This is a genomic window from Psychrobacter pacificensis (genome assembly GCF_900101915.1).
GTDB classification, from domain to species: domain Bacteria; phylum Pseudomonadota; class Gammaproteobacteria; order Pseudomonadales; family Moraxellaceae; genus Psychrobacter; species Psychrobacter pacificensis.
The window spans coordinates 1-18,857 of the sequence record NZ_FNAL01000001.1; the positions used below are offsets into that span (position 1 = coordinate 1).

An 18,857-nucleotide genomic window follows, 5' to 3' on the forward strand; every position below is an offset into this window, starting at 1 on the left:
GTCTGCCCTTAATCGTTTTATGATTATGTTTGATGACCGTATCAGTAAGCATTTAATCTAAATGGCAGTTACACAGAATTCGGGATGGTCTCGACACTACTTATATTTCTCAAAAAAAATTTATTAGTAATTGTTTTCGCGGCGCCAGTCATCTACTTCGCGCTCAGCGTGATCTTGAGCATGGCCATAACGCTCTTGTATACGGCCAACCAGCTTATCACGGCTACCTTCAACTTGATCTAAATCATCATCAGTCAGCTCGCCCCATTTTTGTTTTACTGAGCCTTTTAGCTGCTTCCATTCACCTTTTAGAGTATTCTCGTTCATAGTTGTATTCCTTTTTCTTTAATTAATATGTGTAATATAATTTTTAATTGCTTTTCATGGTAGTTCTGTTTACCAATTAACAAACCTATCTATTTATTGATTTTCTTATTTTAGTAGTTCACAAGTATCATTGGTTGCTACCAAATATCTTGTGATAATTAATATAGGGCTTTTCAATTCAGCTGTCTGTATACGCTATGTTTATAGTGTTACTTAATTATAGTGAGCGTGAATCGTGTGTTATCTGCTCACCGACTGTATTAATGATGCGTAAATTGCGTCTATTGTACGTAATGTACATCGAATTGAGACCGATATCTAGAGGTAAGTGTCACATGGGGAACTATGAATATACGGGCTAGGTAACTGCGCAATCTCGTAGCGTATGTCAACTGGGAAAGGGGGTGGGGTATTTATAGTAGACAAACATTCTGATCTTATGAAGCATTAATCTGTTTTGTGAAGCACGAGTCCTACTATATGTTTGGCTATAGACTTATGGTTTAAATAACTATAACCTTATAGTCGAAACATAATTAGTAAAAGTTATTGTGGGTTTAAAAATGACGAGTCTAAAAATAGTAATCAATATGTGACTATCATCACACTTTTTTAGCACAATAGCACTTCAGGTAAATTACTGGCGTGTTGACATAATCATTTATCGAGTAGGGATACCTCTATATTGAATGCATTAGCGCAAAATGAAGCAGCACCTATAGAGTCAAAACGTGAGCTGGCAAAAGCCAAGACGCGGCGTGCCTTATTAAAAAGCGCGTTACGGCTCTATAGTCTAGAAGGCGCTCAGGGCATGAGTATGAATAAAATTGCCAAAGGCGCTGGCATTGCGCAGCCCAGTTTTTATAATCATTTTGAGAGCTTGGATGCGCTACAGAACGAGCTCAGCGCTCAGTTAAAAGACCACTATCTATCGCCAATGCGGCTGGCATGGGTTAATATGCTCAAGGACTATGATGTACTGACTAAGGATGAGTTTAATCAGCAGTGTCAGCAATGTCTGATAATGATTTTTGATTCTGCCTTCCAGAATATTGCGCTATTTCAGCACTTACTCGAAGATCGTCCGAGATTTACTGCCGATATAGAGAACCAATCCTCACTCAATAATGGACTGGGTAATCTGGTCGCAGACATACAAGAGGAGTGGACGGAGATATTTATTCAAGGATTGCAGCTATCCAATCGTTCTTGTGAACGCAGTGCGGTGAGTCTCTGTGTGGATATGGCAGCCGCGCAAGTACATGAGCTGATACTAGGCTGTCATCAGCAGCGCTACTCGATGGAGCAAGCGATTGCGACATTGAATATCAGCTTTGACGCCTTATTTGCCAATTTTTTGCAAGGAAGCAACCATAGCGGCTCATGATATATCTCATGAAAGCTAGGATTTATAAAACATAAAAGGGAGTATGACTATGGGCACTACAGCGGCTAGCGCGGCGGACAACGAACAAATCCACTTTAGAACCTGTACTTTATGCGAGGCGATGTGCGGCGTCGAGATCAAGCACGATGGCGAAAAAGTCTTATCGATCAAAGGGGATAAAAACGATCCTTTTTCTCAAGGCTACATTTGCCCAAAAGCCACTGCTTTGCAGGATTTGTACGAAGATCCTGATCGTTTACGAGGGCCTGTTGAAAGAACGGCGGACGGTTGGAAATCGATCAGCTGGATTGAGGCGTTAGATAAAGTCGCTGCAGGTATTCAGTCTGTTCAGCAAAAATATGGTCAAAATGCATTTGGGGTGTATTTGGGTAACCCGAATGTCCATAACATGGGCGGGATGTTGACCATTAAGCAGCTATTGACCAGCCTAAAGACGCGTAGTCGCTTTTCTGCGACCTCAATTGACCAACTGCCACACCATATCGTCAGCATGCATCTGTTCGGCCATATGCTCCGCATCCCTGTTCCGGATGTGAATCGCACGCAGTATATGCTCATCATCGGCGGTAACCCGCTGGCCTCTAATGGCAGTATCATGACTGCGCCCAACATGCGTCAAAAGCTCAAAGACATCAAAGCACGTGATGGCAAAGTGGTGGTGATCGATCCAAGGCGTACCGAAACCGCAGACATCGCCAGTGAACATCACTTTATTCGTCCAGCGACAGACGTATTGTTGCTACTTGCCATGCTCAATGAGATCTACGCTCAGGGCTATGCCAAGGTAGATAGCCGAGTGGCAGCGCTGGCACCAGAGATTGATCGTATTGCATCATTTGCACAAGGGTTCACCCCTGAGTCAGTGGCAAATATTACAGGCATTACCGCCACTGAAATCAAACGTATCGTCAAAGGGTTTTGTGAAGCCGAAAGCTCAGTCTGTTATGGCCGTATGGGTATCTCGGTGCAAGAGTTTGGCTTGCTCAGCCAATATCTGTCCATGGTCATCAATATCGTCACAGGACGCTTAGATGAAGTGGGCGGACTCATGTTCCCGAACCCTGCGGTCGATGTGGTCAATAGCTCGGGTCCTGGCTATTTGGGCAAACGTCACAGCCGCGTGAGTAATCTACCTGATTTTAATGGCGAATATCCAGTGGTTGCGATGGCGGATGAGATGTTGGTCGCAGGAGAAGGGCAGTTAAAAGGCTTTATGAGTGTCGCGGGAAACCCTGTCCTTAGCACGCCAAATGGTGAAAAGCTAGATGAGGCCTTGTCAGGGCTAGAATTCATGGTGTCGCTTGATTACTTTGTGACGGAGACCAGCCGTCATGCCAACATTATCCTGCCGCCTGTCTCGCCACTCGAGCGTGACCATTACGACATTACGTTTAATGGTTTTGCTGTACACAATGTTGCCAAATACTCGCCTGCCTTATTTAGCAAAACAGAGAATGAGAAGCATGACTGGGAGATTTATCTAGAGCTTGCCGATCGCTTGGATAAAGACGCGCCAGAAGCGGTACAAAAAGAGCGTGCCGCGACAAAAGCGTTTGGACCGAAATTCTTGCTTGAGCAAGCTCTCAAGTACGGACCTTATAAAGACGTCACATTGGATGCGCTGATAGACAACCCACACGGTATTGATTTAGGACCATTGCATCGTATGTTGCCGGAGGCGATCAAGCATGCCGATAAGCAAATCAATCTCAATGTTGATTTTTATCAGGCAGATTTGGCACGGGTCAAAGAAATGATGCAGCAGTATGATAATCAGGAGATTTTGCTCATCGGACGTCGCCATGTACGTAGCAATAACTCATGGCTGCACAATAGTTATCGATTGGTGAAAGGTAAATCTCGTTGTACACTAATGCTGCATCCAGAAACGGCAGAGCAGCACGGTATTGAAGACGGACAAGACGTGAGAGTGACCTCTCGCGTAGGTAGTGTGGTCATCGCAGCAGAGGTGACTGATGAGCTTATGCCAGGCGTGGTCAGTATTCCGCATGGCTTTGGTCATGGTCGTAAAGGGGTGAAGCAGAAGATTGCGCAAGCGCATGCCGGTGTCAGTGTCAATGACTTAACAGACGATACTTTGATTGATCAGTTGAGTGGTAATGCCGCCGTCAATGGCGTGCCAGTGCAATTAGAGGCGTTGGGTGCTAACGCAGACAGTGTGGCTAATGCGGTATTAGAAAACTCAATAGATAGTGCAATCGCATAAGTTCAATTTTTTTAAAGTAAAAAGCAGGCGCTTACACGATGTAAGTGCCTGCTTTTTTATGGAGATAGTTTTTTTATAGTGTCTAGAGATTAAGTCAGCTGTTTGTACCCACAAAATCAAAATCAACGTTGGGCGTTTCACCTTGTATCAATAAGCTGATGGCTTTTGCAGAGCCGCAAGCATGCGTCCAGCCTAACGTGCCGTGCCCTGTATTTAGCCATAGATTGTCAAAAGTGGCTGATGCGTTATGGCTACCATGTTTGACTTGACCGCAATGCGCGCGCCCAATCAAAGGTACGTTTGACGGGGTCATGGGGCGCAGTCCTGTCCAATATTGAACCGAATTTGCGATGATACCTTTTGGAAATAATTGCTGCACGCGGCGCGTAATGGCCTCACAGCGCGTGGCATTTAGGTCCAAATTATAACCATTAAATTCTGCGGTGCCTGCCACTCGCAACTTATCACCCAAACGTGAAGTCACCAGCTTAAACTCATCATCAATCAAGCTGACAAAGGGCGCTAAATGCGGCGCTCGTGGATTGACCGTATAGGTGGCTGAATAGCCCTTTGCTGGAAAAATAGGCACGCGAATATCCAATGGTTTTAACAGAGGAACGCTATAGCTGCCTAGCGCGATCACATGACTATCAGCCGTGAAAGTCTGTACGTTTTCGCCTTTTGGGCGAATGGTAATACTATGCACATGCGGACGCGCAGAGTGAGCGTCAGTATTAAGCGCTAAGATCTCAGTATCATATAAAAACTGTACACCCGCATCAATGCAGCGCTGTGCGAGTCTTTGCGTAAATAGGTGCGCATTACCAGATTCGTCACGGCTGGTGTAGGTTGCACCAGTGAGTTTATGCGCAATCGGATAGAGGGCAGGTTCCAAGTTGACGGCATTATTGATATCAATCACATGGCGCTCACAACCAAGCGCTTGCATGCGCTCAGTGGGTTCGATAGCAGCATCAAACTCAGCTTGGCTGGTATAAAAATGCATAATACCGCGTGTTTGCTGCTCATAATTGATACCGATATCGGCGCGTAGCTGTTGTAAGGCGTCGCGAGAATATAACCCTAAGCGTACCATTTGCACCAGATTGGCATCGGCACGATCAGCGCGGCACTCTTGCAAAAACTGCATCGCCCATTTGAGCTGATCCTTATCCGCACGCAGACGGAATAACAGCGGTGCATCCTCTTTAAACAACCATTTGAGCGCTTTCATCGGGGTGGCAGGATTGGCCCACGGCGTCGCATGAGAGACCGATATTTGACCACCATTGGCAAAAGACGTCTGCATTCCTGCCGCCGATTCGCGCTCGATCACGGTCACATCATAGCCTGCTTGACGTAGATACCATGCGGTGGTCACGCCCACCACGCCTGCTCCGAGTACCGCAATATGTGTCATGGGATTCTCTATGCTCATGTTAATCATGACGGCAGCCGTATATTAGCTTGCCATCACTGTTGCTGCGCCGCCTATTTGTTTCAGCTTGCTTTTACTTTGGGCGCGCAACATCCACCTGCAGTGCGGCTGGCAAGTCCAATATATTCAAATCGCTTTCTGCCAAGTGTTCAGGACGAGCAACGATAAGGGCAATAAAGCCATTGTCATTTTCTATCGCATTCACCACTTGGATTTTATCGAGTTTGTCGCCTGCTGCGGGGAGCGCGCCTGTGCCTTTGACATAATGCAAAAACGCTTTGGGCGCTGATTTAAAATAAATACGGGCGATGACTTCTTGGCCCAAGTAGCAGCCTTTATCATAGTCCATACCGCCACGCTGATGCAGGCGCAGTTCTTGCGGCTGAAACTCACCTTGAGTCGCCGCGACAATCCAATAGTTACCAGTGGCGATACTGCACGCCATCCAATCCTGCGTGTCTTTAGCGGTATTGTGATCGTCCTTATGGCTAAAGGTTGGTTCGTCTGCTAACACACACGGATAAATCGCGATCGACTCACTGGTATCAAATTTAGAAAACGCGCCAAACTTTTTTAAATGAGCTTGTAAGCTATCTGCACAATCGCTGCTGATGACCACATCGTAGTGCTTCTCGGCTTGTTTTTTGATCCAAATGCCAAATTCAATACGGCCTTTTAGATTACAAATAGCGGCTGCCTGATAGCTAAGCCCAAGTTTGGTGACATCACAAGTCAATTGCCCTTGCAAGAATTTTTCGGCATCCTCGCCTTGAATGGTCAACTGCGAAAACTGCGGCAATGCTGAGGGGTTTGGAGACTGAGTCATTGTTATTATCCTTCTGCTTAATAATTAAAATATATAGATGAAATCGAAGCGATAAAAGTTATAGGTGCGCTTTCATATAGACGCTGTTGTTACTGACAGAACCTGTCAGAATAAATGTCAATAAGGTTAAGAAGAGTACCACAAAAAGGGTATCACAAAAACGTCACTACTAAGTGGGGCGCTTCAGTGTGGGTTAAGCATTAAATTGGGTGTAGTGCGCCATTTTCAACGGTACAAATTGGTTAAAAATGGCGAGTTACGGTACAATGTCCGCTCTACAATAAACCCAACGTCTGATGACTGCCGAGGATATGATGAGCTTACCAAATTGCCCAAAATGTGATGCTGAATATACGTATGAAGATGGTGCGTTACTGGTATGTCCGATGTGCGCTCACGAGTGGACGGCGGCTGAGACGGATGCGGCACAAGCGGAAGAGCAAGATGCCGTCATTCGTGATGCGGTTGGCAATGAGTTACAGGATGGCGATGCGGTGACCGTCATTAAAGACCTTAAGGTTAAAGGCTTTTCACTTGTCATTAAAGTTGGAACTAAAGCGAAAAGTATTCGCCTATTACCAGACGCAACCGATGGTCACGATATTGATTGTAAACTCGATGGCTATGGCCCAATGAAGCTCAAATCTTCTGTCGTCAAAAAAGCGTAAATTGTAAAAATGTCTTGAAAGATTCGATAATAAACAAATATAAGACTGACGACATTTAGAAAATACAGAACTGACAGAATATAAAACCTATAAATAGAGAATAGCTATGAGTACTAAAAACGAACAGCTTTTTGCGCAAGCCCGCAAACATATTCCAGGCGGCGTTAATTCACCCGTCCGTGCCTTTGCAGGGGTCGGCGGTACGCCAATTTTTATGCACCGCGCTGATGGCAGCAAGATTTATGACACCGAAGACAATGCCTATATTGATTATGTGGGTTCTTGGGGCCCAATGATTTTGGGTCACGCGCATCCAAAAGTCATCGACGCTGTCAAACAAGCCGCCGATGATGGTTTGAGCTTTGGGACACCAACGCCGTTTGAAACCACGGTCGCTGATAAAATCTGTGAGCTCGTGCCGAGCGTTGAGATGATTCGTATGACCAGCTCGGGGACTGAGGCGACCATGAGTGCGATTCGTTTGGCACGCGGTTATACTCAGCGTGACAAAATCGTCAAGTTCGAAGGCTGCTATCATGGCCATTCAGACAGTCTGCTTGTCAAAGCAGGCTCAGGCATGCTTGATATCGGTGAACCAACGTCTAAAGGCGTACCAGCCGATTTTGCGAAGCACACGATCACGATTCCTTATAATGATCCGCAAGCGATCAAAGACTGCTTTGAAAAATGGGGCGACGAGATTGCTTGCGTGATCTTGGAGCCGATCGCTGGCAACATGAATATGGTAATCCCAACACAAGAGTTTCATGATACGTTGCGTGCCCAGTGTACGGACAATGGCGCAGTATTGATTTTTGATGAAGTGATGACAGGATTCCGCGTGGGTCTGGGCGGTGCGCAGGCACACTTCGGTATCACGCCTGATTTGACCTGTTTTGGTAAAATCATCGGTGCAGGCCTGCCAGTTGGTGCGTTTGGCGGTAAAGAAGAAATCATGTCGTGCATCGCACCGCTTGGTGGCGTGTATCAAGCTGGTACGTTATCAGGCAACCCACTTGCGATGCGTGCCGGTATCGCGATGTTTGAAGACCTAACGGCAGAAGGTTTTTACGAAGACTTAGCTGCCAAAGTCGATCATCTGGTCGATGGTTTCCAAGCGGCGGCGGATAAGCATGGCATCAATCTGCGCACCAATAAATTGGGCGGTATGTTTGGTATGTTCTTTGTCAAAGACGCTGATACCAAAACCCCAAGTAACTTTGATGATGTGACAGAGTGCGATATGGAGATGTTCAATACCTTCTTCCACGGTATGTTAGATCGCGGTATTTACCTAGCGCCGTCTGCGTATGAAGCAGGCTTTATGTCAATCAAGCACAGCAATGAAGATATCGAGGCATCGATTACTGCTGCTGATGAGATATTTGCAGAGATAACAAAGGGTTAACCCACTCTAAATCTCTCAAATTTTAGACATTTGAAAGATAAACCAGCATTCATAATAAATTATGATGCTGGTTTTTTTGTACGTTTGTCATATTTGTGATCTTTTAGGCTTAAATTGCCACGCAGGACATCGCCATACATACGAAAATCACTAGCAAAACTTTTTAGCGGAAATTTAAGCGAGGCGGGTTTGTTTTTTTCAAAGAAAAAATGCCCGACCCAAGCGCAGGCATATCCTGCTGCGACACCTCTTGCGAGAGGCTTTACCGAGCCAGTTTTGATTGACTTTGCCAATCCTAACAAACCAAAACTGCTACCTGCAAAATGGAGACGGCGACAAGCCATGTTTTGATGCTCGTCTAAATAAAAATCATAAAACGCCTGTTTGGGTGACGCTTCAGTTTTTATCATATCCGTTCTGGTACTGTTATGGGTATTAGCGGTTTCGGTCGCATTTTTTTCGGTTGTTTGATTCATGCGGTTAGCGTCCTTGCTGGCGGGTTTATCGACTATCCATTGTCGGCAGTTTTTAGGTAAATAATTGATGGATTTCGATGTGATTTATACCGATGTAAAAGCAGTAAATAACGGTTTTTTATCACAATATTATGAGCTTTCAATGTAGCAAACCGTTATTGCTAACACAAGCGTTAGATGTAGGCTTGGTCATTAGCCTTTGATAGAGTGGTTTTACACTTTTGCTATGATTTTGCGGCGCTTGCGCGTATTTAGGATAAATGCTTTAATGGCAAAATGGCCCAGATTTGTGTGGCGGCTGCTTTTTCTATACCTATGATTTTATATCTATGTCGTACCTGATTTTGTTAAACTACACACTCTCTCTAATACGGTGACAACTTGCCTTATGCCTACTGACTATCTTACAAACCCGCCACTCGGCGATGATGAAATGATGGCAGCCATTGATATTGGTTCCAACAGTTTCCACTTAGCCATTGCCCGTCTTGATCATGGGGAAGTGCGCAAAGTAGTCTCTATGTCTGAAAAGGTACAGCTCGCTGCTGGACTGGATGAGCATAAAATCTTGAGCGAGACAGCTGCACAGCGTGGTCTGGATTGTTTGAGTCGGTTTGTGGCGCGTCTGGATTCTGTACCGCCAGAGCGTATTCGTGTGGTTGCGACCAACGCCTTGCGCCAAGCCAAAAATGCCAATGATTTTATTGCAAAAGCCAATAAGATTTTGCCCAAGCCCATTGAGATTATCGCTGGTCGCGAAGAGGCACGCTTGATTTATTTGGGCGTCTCGCATACCAATGAGAGTAGCGACAAGCGCTTGGTTATTGATATTGGTGGTGGCTCGACGGAATTTATTATCGGTCAAGAGTTTGATCCTTTATTGACTGAAAGCTTACAAATGGGCTGCGTCGCATTCACACAGAAGTACTTTGCTGATGGCCTCATTACCAAAGAGGCTTTTAACAATGCGATTTCAGGCGCGCGCAAGGAAGTACTGGCAATCAATGGTCGTTACCAAAAGACTGGTTGGAGCAGCGTGGTCGGCTCAAGTGGGACGATCAAAGCGGTGCGTAATGTCCTTGTGTCCAAAGGCTGGGCCGATGAGCAAGAACGCATTACTTATAAAGGCGTTAAAAAACTAGAGCGATTGCTGCTTAAGATTGGCAATATTGATGATATCGAGCTAGAAGGCGTCAAAGACCACCGTAAAGCGGTATTTCCGGCAGGTGTGGCAGTGTTGCGTGCGGTGATGAAGGTACTAGGCGTTGAGACCATTACCTACTCAGATGGGGCATTACGTGAAGGCGTGATGTATGACATGCTGGGGCGTTTTGCGAGCGAAGATGTGCGTGACCGCAGTGTGCTCGCGCTTATCAAGCGTTATTCAGGCGACAAAAAGCAAGCCAAGCAAGTGGTAAAAACCAGTCGTAACCTGTTCGAGCAAGTAAAAGATAAGCTTGCCCTAACAAGCGATGACTGTGACTTACTCAGACGTGCCGCGTTTTTGCATGAGATTGGCCTTGCAATCAGTCATAGCAGTTATCATAAGCACAGCGCCTATTTGCTTGAGTATTCTGATATTCCAGGGTTCTCACAAGTGGATCAAAAGCGTATGGCGCAGTTGATGCTCAACCATCGCCGTAAGCTCAAAGCCGATATGTTCGAGCAGACCTGTCAGATCGGGGGAAACCAGCTCGTTTATCTGTGCTTGCTATTGCGTCTTGCGGTACTCGCGCATCATAGCCGTAGTGATTATAAACTGCCAGAATTAGAATTAAAGGTCATCAGTGATAGCGACTGGCAAATCACGGTGGCTGATAGCAGCGAGCATTATGCGTTTTTGGTTGCTGATTTGCGCACAGAGATTGAGCAGTTTGCCAAATGGGGCGTACAGCTTAGTGTGGTAGAGGCGCAAGCAACTGAACCGTTACCATTGTCCGTATCGAGTTAAAGACTAACGTAACAAAAGCAGTGCTGTCGATAATGTCATGCTATATAAGATGTGCTACTATAGCTTCTACTCAGTTTACAACTGTACTTTCATTATCTGAACACCGATAACGATATTATTCTTAAACATAAATACATTAAGTATAATGATTAAAGGGAAGCGTCTATGAGCACTGTCTGGGATAGTGTGCAGCTTGCACGACATGCCAAGCGTCCATTATTTATGGACTATGTTAATCAGCTTTTTACTGAATTTGATGAGTTGCACGGCGATCGTGCTTTTGCCGATGACAAAGCCATTTTGGGCGGTCTGGCACGGTTCAATGATCAACCTGTAATGGTCATCGGTCAGCATCGTGGTCGCAGTACTCGTGAGCGTATCGAGCATAATTTTGGTATGGCCAACCCTGAAGGCTATCGCAAAGTGATTCGCTTGGTCAAAATGGCAGAGCGCTTCAATATTCCTGTGATGACCTTTGTCGATACTCAAGGTGCCTATCCTGGTGTTGGCGCAGAAGAGCGCGGTCAAGCGCAAGCGATTGCAGAGAGTATCGCGGTATTCTCTAGCCTAAAAGTGCCTATCATCGTGACCATTATCGGTGAAGGTGGTTCAGGTGGTGCATTGGCAATTGGCGTTGGCGACAAAGTCAACATGCTGCAAAACAGCATCTATTCGGTCATTTCTCCTGAAGGCTGTGCATCTATCTTATGGAAAACCGCTGAAAAAGCACCAGACGCTAGTGAAGCACTGAAATTAAATGCCATCAACCTTTACCAGCTAGGTTTGGTTGATGCCGTCATCGATGAAGGTGAGGGCGCACATGTGCAGCCACAACCCGTTATGGAAGCTCTAAAATCACTGATCACTGAGCAGCTTGATGAAATCAAAGATTTGGATCCTCAAGAGCGTTGTGAGCTCCGCTACGAAAAATTAAAGACGTTTAACTCAGAAGTGATGCTGCCTGCTTAATGCAAAGCATGTGCTAAGCTTTTCATATTCGAGACTGAGTCTTAATGCTAAAATAAAACGTGTCATTCAATGGCGCGTTTTTTTATGTCTATTAATTTGCTCATGAATTTATCTATCTAAAACTAAGGCTGATTATGACCAGCAGTGCCATCCTCACGCATCCTATTAGACCAATCAGTGATTTGCCGATTGATGAGACATTGGCAGATGCATTATTGGGCAGTATAAATGACTATAGGGAGCAGCTGCATGGTCGTCGGCTATGGCTGGCTTGTAGCGGTGGGCGTGATTCATTAGCGCTTGCAGCGTTATGTGTGCAGCTCTATCGGCAAGGCAGATTGCCATGTTTGCCGCAGCTGTTACATGTTGATCATGGTTTGCAAGCGCATAGTCGGCACTGGGCTAAGCACGTCGCTGATTGGGCGCAAGCACAGCAGATACCTTGTCATATCCTAAGAGCACAAGTGACAGGTCATGATGAGCAAGCCGCGCGGCAAGCCCGCTATAACGCCATGCGTGCGCATATCAACCAAGATGATGTACTGCTACTAGGACATCACGCCGACGACCAAGCCGAAACGGTACTGATGCGCTTGATCCAAGGCGCTGGGGTCAATGGTCTATCAGGTATGCAACCATGGCGAGTACAAACGCAGCATGGACGACGCCATGCATTGTGGCGACCTTGGCTCACGGTAAGGCGCGCCACGATTAGTAATTATGCCAAGCGCTTAGCGTTGCCTTATATCGATGACCCGACCAACGAGACGGGTGATAATGTCCGTAGCGGACTGCGCCGCGATATCATGCCTATACTGGCAACTTATAACCCCAATGTCATTGATAATATTGCTCGCAGTGCGCAGCTATTAGGCGATGCGCAAGCCACTGTCAATGTTCAGGCTGAGCAAGATATGCAGCAGACAGCTGATGAAAGCCTACAGCTACCAGCAGCACAGCGCATGCTCAATATCGATACATTGCAAGTATTGCCCATTTATCGCCAGCGGCAACTACTGCATCATTGGCTGGGTCAAGATGAGCCATTACCGCCTGCTAAGCAGCTGGTCGATGACGTATGGAATTTGACTCAGCGCAGCGACCATGATCACCAAACTGAGCTGTTTTGGCAAGCTCGTACGCGCTCCTATGTTGTTCGCCGCTATCGTCAGCAGCTCTATCGTCAAAGCAGTGAATGGTTGTCTTGGTTAAACGTGCCACTAATAGAGCAAGCGCAGCTTTTATCGCGTTTGGATTTGACAACAAATGACTCAGCAGACAGTGATTTTGCACTACTGACTGTTCGTCGCACTGAAGACTATATCTGGCAGTTGCAAGTGTATCCAGATGCGCTGGCAAGATTGATAGAAAGTCATATAGGCGCACTCAATGCAGTATTAAAGATAAAGCCATTAGATCGCAAACAGCGTGTGCAGACGGCATTGGCGACACGTTCACAATCAGGCAAAAAACTGTATCAAACGCTTGGTATTCCATTATGGCTGCGAGAAAGCTTGGTTGTGGTCAGTGTCGTACTCTTAGATAAAGAACACGCTAAAAATGAGATTCCTATCTTATTATTATCGCCTTTTGATAGGTGGATATTGAAAAATGACTTTTCGAGCAATACCAAAAGTCTAGGTAGTGATATCGACGATGTTTTTAAGAATGTTATAAGCGTAGTTGAGTAGATGAAACAAAACTATAGCGGCTATTATATCTTGCAATGAGGCTTTCATAAGTGTGCTGCCCATACCTTGAAGTCTTTTTGAACCGCCTTACGAATAAAAAACATATTTGACACCTCAAAATATTTTATAAAAATTATTTCTCAATCTAACAGCTAAACCATGTCATAGTCGACGTCAGTTGCGTGTTTTAACTAGGTTTAATGCGATTGTAGCTGACAGGAATTTATCAAACGGTTGTAGTGGCAGTATGCTAAACTGAGTGTCGTTTTATATATCAGTATGTTACGTTGAATACTTTTGAATTTTGTGACTAGGAGACAAGTATGTCGGTATTAGATAATAAGAAAATCAGTTTTATTGGTGGCGGAAATATGGCACAAGCGCTTATCAGCGGGCTTGTGGGCTGCGGCATCAAACCAAGTCTAATCACGGTCGCCGATCCTAGCAGCGATATCCGTGAGCAACTAGCCGCTAAAGGTCTAAACACCGTCGATCCAATGGCGGATGCCAAAGCAGCTGTGGTCGGTGCTGATATCGTGGTACTGGCAGTAAAACCACAAATGATGAAAGTGGTGGTTGGTGCTTTTGCTGAGGCATTGGACAATCAGTTGGTCATCTCGGTTGCTGCAGGTCTGTCAACTGACCTATTGTCTAGCATGCTGGGCGGCTATAGTAATATCGTGCGCGCCATGCCAAACACGCCTTCCATGATTCAGATGGGTGCAACCGGTCTCTATGGCACAGATAATATCTCAGCTGAACAAAAAGAGCTGGCAACCGCGGTGATGGAAGCCTCAGGACTGGTCATGTGGGTCGATGATGAAGAACATATGCATGCTGTGACTGCCGTGTCAGGCTCAGCGCCAGCGTATATGTTTTATTTCATCGAATCGATGGTCGATGGCGCAGTGGCATTAGGGCTTGATAAAGAACAAGCCTCAGTACTTGCCCTGCAAACCATGCTTGGTGCGGCAAAAATGGCGATGAATAGTGAAGATACGCCTGCTGAGCTGCGCCGTAAAGTGACGTCTCCAAACGGTACCACTCAAGCCGCTGTTGAATCCATGCAAGCCAATGAGATTGGCCGCCAAATCGGTGAAGCCATGCAAGCGTGCTATGATCGTAGCCAAGCGCTTAGTGAAGAGATGAGTAAATAGTTATTGATTAGCAATTAAGTAAGTAACGACCCAAAAAGTAGGTCAGGCTCAACAGCTGACCTGCATTGTATGATGATTCGCATCTGATAATGACAGTTGTCATCCTAAAATCTGTCAACAATGTCCCATTGAGTAGCCCTTCATGAACAACATGTTATTTCAAGTTTTTGATCTGGTCACCACATTCGCTATGATGCTGGTGTTTATTCGTTTTATGCTGCAATTTGCAGGGATGGATGCGCGCAACCCGATGATTGCACCTGCCTATAAAGCGACCCATATCGTCGATGTGTTTGGGCGTATCTTCCCAACGGTCGGACAGGGACGTATTAGCATTGCTGCTATTGTCCTGATGTTTTTGATTCGTCTGATTGATATCTCTGGAAAAGCGGCCTTGACGCATCAAGGGATTGCGCCTGTGCCGCTATTCTTCACGGGTACGATCAGCTTGGTATTAGACTTTTTACGCATGTGTCGTTACCTAGTGATTGGGTCTATTATCGTCAGCTGGATCGTGGTGTTTACCCAATCCCAGCATCCTATTATTGGTATCATCATTCAGCTAGCAGAACCGATTTTGGCACCGTTCCGTCGTATTACGCCAAACTTAGGCATGCTTGATTTATCACCGATGATTGCTTTTTTTGTATTCTATCTGCTTGAGATCTTCATCGGCGGCTTGTCGGCAAACTTTATGCCAATGCTAGGATAATTGGTGTCTCTAAATCACAGAGAATAAATAACGCATCGCATGCCAAAAGGCGCACTATAAAATATAGAGCGCCTTTTTTATGTCTGCTATTGATGAACGTTATTACTTTATGTTGTTACTTTATAAAGACATTAAGAGTGGATAAAGCGATTGGGTATTAATTGCGCCTGAGCATCATCAGGGTGAGGGTCGTCAGCCGCGCGCAATGTCTGGTTAATCCAATTATCTGCGGATTTTACCGCATCAATCAAATCATCTTCCATGGCCAAACGCCCAGCAATAAAGCTGGCAAGCGAACATCCTGAGCCATGAAATTCACCCTCTAAGCGCGGTAAGATGCTCTTATGTACCATCTCGCCCTCTATATATAAATACTGCTCGATATCACCGCTATCAAAATCATGAGAGGTTTTTACCAACACCGCATGAACGCCTTGCGCGCACAGTTTTTTCGCACCACTGTGCAAATCCTGCTCGCCGCTCAGCGCGCGCAGTTCATGCGTATTGGGTGTAATCAAGGTGGCATAGGGTAGCAGCTGCCTAAACGCGCGCACCAGCGTTTTCTCATCGCCCAAACTGCCACCGCTATTGGCGACTAATACAGGGTCTAATACAAACGGGGTATCAGGGCTTATTATTTGCTCAGCAAACAACTGGGTTAGCATGGCGATATTGTCAGTGGTACCAATCATACCAGATTTGATGGCTTTGACAGGTAAATCGTCAAGCACCGCAGTGGCCTGTGCTTGCACTAAGGAGGCAGCGCACGCCTCAAAGCCAAATACCTGCTGTGAGCTTTGAATCGTGACTGCCGTACAAGCAATAGCCGCATGCGCACCAGATTGACCGATGGCTTCAATGTCCGCTTGTAATCCAGCACCGCCTGAGGGATCCAGTCCAGAAAAACACAGTACGACAGGTCGCATAACCGCTCCTTTTAGGTATTTTATAATCAGTGATAAATACTATAGCCACCTACTGCCAAAAAATCTATCTCAGTCTAGTACCTATAGATTAAGTATAAAGTATCAAAACAAATGAGACTGTTCTGAATCATCAATTTAGCAGTGGTATTTTTTTGCAATATGGCGTAATTTTAAGTATTAAAAGGCGAGAAAAGCATTTATATCGATAATTATGAGAAAAGCCTCATTAAATCGGTAGACAAGGCTTGCAATTCGTTTTGGCTTTGTTATAATACTCGCCCACGACATAAGACGTATTGTTAGCATTAATACTATGTTTATTTTTATAAATGTCTTAAATCGTTAGGTGAAGTGGGTGAGTGGCTGAAACCAGTTCCCTGCTAAGGAACCATACGTGTAAGCGTATCGAGGGTTCGAATCCCTCCTTCACCGCCATTTATTCAGTTATTATTAGAGTAGTAACGCAGCATATTGCGTTAAACATTCTTAATAATTAAATCAAAAAATATTTTGTTTTTAATTAAAAAAGATGTTGACACAAGCGATATTATCTATATAATAGCCAACCTAATTTACTGAAATTGTTTTTAACAACTCGGTAAATGATTTGCAAAGTACGCGCTTGTAGCTCAGTTGGATAGAGCACTTGGCTACGAACTAAGGGGTCGGGAGTTCGAATCTCTCCAAGCGCACCATTTGCATAATCAACTAAATCAATCGCCTGTCTTATGACAATTGGCGATTTTTTTATGTCTATCATTTTTGTAATCTATCACGGGGCTTGATGGCTTCGTACTGGTGACTTGCTGTCAATCGCTTTGCAACTATAGTCAATATGATCAGACGGTCATCTAGGATAATGTACGATAGACCAGTCATTTACGGTACAATAGCGTTATTATTCACTGCTTGCTATGAGCTCGTACCATGCCAAAAAGTTCCTCTAAACGCCCGTCAAAATCTGTCAATAAATCAAAGCCGCAACCGAGCGCTTTTGCGCAGCAAGATCCTAATGAAGCGCCCGCCATTGCCAAACCCATGGTTCGTGTCGTAGCCATTCTGTATGATGGTATGTTGATTCTGGCATTGTTATTTTTGGTGGGTACGATATTGACCGTAGTTGGCACGCTGCTAACGATGGAGACGGGTACCGAGTCTTCACAGGCCCAGTCACTACCGCTTTGGTATCAAAACGCCATTATGACGCCATCATTTGTACTGACATTGGTGGCCTTCTACGGCATATTTTGGCGCCGTGGTGGTCAGACATTGGGGATGCAGACATGGCGGCTCAAAACCATTAATGACGCGGGTCAGTGGCTCACGTGGGGGCAGTCGTTTAAGCGTATCTTGGCTGCTTGTCTGATGCCGTTACTCTTTGGCATCATCGGTAGTCTTATTGATGGGTCACGCGCCGCCTTATTGGCCAGCGCGTTTCTTGGACTGGTATTCAACTATGTTTTTTGTCTGTTTAACCCTCGTGGTCTCGCAGTACAGGATATGCTATCCAACACCATTACCCTAAAAATGCCAAAAGTAGCACATGAAGGGTTATGGCGCGGTTTTAAAAATCGTAAGAAAAAATCTTAGGATTATAAAATAGCCAGCAAGGCTCAAAACATACAAAAGTGAAAGTTATATATTAACGCTTTGAATCAGCCATGCAGTATAACCGACAAAGAAAAGCACCAACGTAGCGCCCGACGTACGACCGAACTGGCGCTTTTTTGTAAAGGCAAACACACACAGAGCAACGAGTAATACCGTCAGTAGCCCCATTGCCATCACATCACGTGATAAAATCACTGGATCAGCAGAGATAGGGGCAATCACCGTAGCTAGGCCTACGACCGCCAATGTATTGAAGACATTTGAGCCAATGATATTGCCAAGTGCCATGTCGTGCTCGCCTTTACGCGCTGCTGACAAGCTTGATACCAGCTCAGGCAGTGATGTACCAACCGCAACAATCGTCAAGCCAATGATAAGCTCACTCAGCCCCCAGAGCGTTGCCAATTCGACCGCTCCCCAAACGATCGCCCGCGAGCTAAGTACCAGCATCAGCATACCGAGCAGTAAGCTACCAAGTCCACGCGCTACGCTTGGCTCTGTCGCATCTGAATCTGCATTATCAATGTCCTCTTCATGCTCATGATAGCCCTCACGAATGCTCAATACGATCTGTGACCCCAATACCGCAATCAACAATACAAGCAATATCAGACCATCCACTTGGCTCAATATGCCGTCACGTAGCTGCCATGCAGCGATGGCGGTGATTAGCAGTAGCAGCGGCAGGTCACGCTTTACGATACCTTTACGGATGATAATAGGGCTAATCAGTACGGTTGCACCCAGTACTAAGGCAATATTGATAATATTTGAGCCGTAAGCATTGCCTAAAGCCAGCTCAGGACTGCCTTCTAATGCAGCCAGTACTGACACGACCATCTCAGGTGCTGATGTGCCGATACCTAATATCAAAACACCGATTAGGAAACTCGGTACACTAAACTTTTTTGCCAGCGCTGTTGCTCCGTCAATAAAGACATCGGCACTCCAAACCAAAATTGCTAACCCAATCAGTATTGCAATCACCGCCAACCACATCGGTATGTTTCCTTATATATGATGAAAAATATGAGTTTAATAAATAAAAATCGCACAAAAAAA

Annotated in this window: 16 protein-coding genes and 2 tRNA genes; 12 read left to right on the top strand and 6 right to left on the bottom strand. The window is 45.4% G+C overall.

The genetic code is table 11. The annotated features are described in order from the left end of the window. Window positions 1-123: 123 nt before the first annotated feature. The gene (locus tag BLR43_RS00005) at window positions 124-327 is read right to left on the bottom strand and encodes a CsbD family protein (RefSeq protein ID WP_071002519.1); all 204 of its coding nucleotides are present in this window, start codon (window positions 325-327) and stop codon (window positions 124-126) included. A gap of 685 nt (window positions 328-1,012) precedes the next feature. Here BLR43_RS00005 and BLR43_RS00010 point away from each other — a divergent pair. Next, window positions 1,013-1,714 (top strand): TetR/AcrR family transcriptional regulator, encoded by a 702-nt coding sequence (locus tag BLR43_RS00010; protein ID WP_167669363.1) that lies wholly within the window; start codon window positions 1,013-1,015, stop codon window positions 1,712-1,714. Between the two features lie 49 nt (window positions 1,715-1,763). After that, window positions 1,764-3,962 (top strand): molybdopterin oxidoreductase family protein, encoded by a 2,199-nt coding sequence (locus BLR43_RS00015; protein ID WP_227674189.1) that lies wholly within the window; start codon window positions 1,764-1,766, stop codon window positions 3,960-3,962. Between the two features lie 94 nt (window positions 3,963-4,056). On the opposite strand, the gene BLR43_RS00020 is transcribed toward BLR43_RS00015, so the two are convergent. Together BLR43_RS00020 and ygfZ are read right to left on the bottom strand one after the other, a co-directional pair. Next, window positions 4,057-5,382 (bottom strand): D-amino acid dehydrogenase, encoded by a 1,326-nt coding sequence (locus BLR43_RS00020; RefSeq protein WP_093067238.1) that lies wholly within the window; start codon window positions 5,380-5,382, stop codon window positions 4,057-4,059. A 91-nt stretch (window positions 5,383-5,473) separates the two neighbouring features. Further along, complete coding sequence (ygfZ, locus tag BLR43_RS00025; protein WP_093067241.1) at window positions 5,474-6,226, bottom strand: CAF17-like 4Fe-4S cluster assembly/insertion protein YgfZ; 753 nt, start codon at window positions 6,224-6,226, stop codon at window positions 5,474-5,476. A gap of 314 nt (window positions 6,227-6,540) precedes the next feature. Between ygfZ and BLR43_RS00030 the strand changes: the two genes are divergently transcribed. Both BLR43_RS00030 and hemL read left to right on the top strand, forming a co-directional pair. After that, window positions 6,541-6,894, top strand: a complete 354-nt coding sequence (locus tag BLR43_RS00030; protein WP_093067244.1) for a zinc ribbon domain-containing protein YjdM — start codon at window positions 6,541-6,543, stop codon at window positions 6,892-6,894. 106 nt (window positions 6,895-7,000) lie between these two features. Beyond that, window positions 7,001-8,302 carry a glutamate-1-semialdehyde 2,1-aminomutase gene (hemL, locus tag BLR43_RS00035; RefSeq protein WP_093067249.1) on the top strand — a complete coding sequence of 434 codons (1,302 nt, stop codon included), beginning with the start codon at window positions 7,001-7,003 and terminating at the stop codon, window positions 8,300-8,302. Between the two features lie 59 nt (window positions 8,303-8,361). On the opposite strand, the gene BLR43_RS00040 is transcribed toward hemL, so the two are convergent. After that, window positions 8,362-8,712, bottom strand: coding sequence for an Mpo1-like protein (locus BLR43_RS00040; protein WP_212564567.1), 351 nt, complete (start codon window positions 8,710-8,712; stop codon window positions 8,362-8,364). Window positions 8,713-9,166: 454 nt separating this feature from the next. Here BLR43_RS00040 and ppx point away from each other — a divergent pair, with 454 nt between their 5' ends. From ppx to BLR43_RS00065, 5 genes are all read left to right on the top strand, one after another. Next, on the top strand, window positions 9,167-10,729 hold the full coding sequence (ppx, locus tag BLR43_RS00045) for an exopolyphosphatase (RefSeq protein WP_093067257.1): 1,563 nt from the start codon (window positions 9,167-9,169) through the stop codon (window positions 10,727-10,729). Between the two features lie 165 nt (window positions 10,730-10,894). Further along, entirely contained in the window at window positions 10,895-11,698 is an 804-nt protein-coding gene (locus BLR43_RS00050) for an acetyl-CoA carboxylase carboxyltransferase subunit alpha (RefSeq protein ID WP_093067260.1), read from the top strand. Between the two features lie 134 nt (window positions 11,699-11,832). Beyond that, window positions 11,833-13,389, top strand: a complete 1,557-nt coding sequence (gene tilS, locus BLR43_RS00055) for a tRNA lysidine(34) synthetase TilS (RefSeq protein ID WP_093067263.1) — start codon at window positions 11,833-11,835, stop codon at window positions 13,387-13,389. A 323-nt stretch (window positions 13,390-13,712) separates the two neighbouring features. Next, window positions 13,713-14,546 carry a pyrroline-5-carboxylate reductase gene (gene proC, locus BLR43_RS00060; RefSeq protein ID WP_093067267.1) on the top strand — a complete coding sequence of 278 codons (834 nt, stop codon included), beginning with the start codon at window positions 13,713-13,715 and terminating at the stop codon, window positions 14,544-14,546. A gap of 142 nt (window positions 14,547-14,688) precedes the next feature. Then, the gene (locus tag BLR43_RS00065) at window positions 14,689-15,258 is read left to right on the top strand and encodes a YggT family protein (RefSeq protein ID WP_093067270.1); all 570 of its coding nucleotides are present in this window, start codon (window positions 14,689-14,691) and stop codon (window positions 15,256-15,258) included. 131 nt (window positions 15,259-15,389) lie between these two features. Here BLR43_RS00065 and BLR43_RS00070 read toward each other — a convergent pair whose 3' ends face one another. Next, window positions 15,390-16,184 (bottom strand): hydroxymethylpyrimidine/phosphomethylpyrimidine kinase, encoded by a 795-nt coding sequence (locus BLR43_RS00070; RefSeq protein ID WP_093067273.1) that lies wholly within the window; start codon window positions 16,182-16,184, stop codon window positions 15,390-15,392. A gap of 345 nt (window positions 16,185-16,529) precedes the next feature. Between BLR43_RS00070 and BLR43_RS00075 the strand changes: the two genes are divergently transcribed. The 3 genes from BLR43_RS00075 (at window position 16,530) to BLR43_RS00085 (ending at window position 17,774) form a co-directional block, all read left to right on the top strand. Continuing rightward, a tRNA-Ser gene (locus BLR43_RS00075) sits at window positions 16,530-16,619 on the top strand. Window positions 16,620-16,802: 183 nt separating this feature from the next. After that, window positions 16,803-16,879, top strand: a tRNA-Arg gene (locus tag BLR43_RS00080). A 232-nt stretch (window positions 16,880-17,111) separates the two neighbouring features. After that, the gene (locus tag BLR43_RS00085) at window positions 17,112-17,774 is read left to right on the top strand and encodes an RDD family protein (RefSeq protein ID WP_093067276.1); all 663 of its coding nucleotides are present in this window, start codon (window positions 17,112-17,114) and stop codon (window positions 17,772-17,774) included. A gap of 45 nt (window positions 17,775-17,819) precedes the next feature. Here the strand turns inward: BLR43_RS00085 and BLR43_RS00090 are convergent, their stop codons facing one another. Then, window positions 17,820-18,794: a calcium/sodium antiporter gene (locus tag BLR43_RS00090; RefSeq protein ID WP_093067280.1), complete on the bottom strand. Its 975-nt coding sequence runs from the start codon at window positions 18,792-18,794 to the stop codon at window positions 17,820-17,822. Window positions 18,795-18,857: the final 63 nt, after the last annotated feature.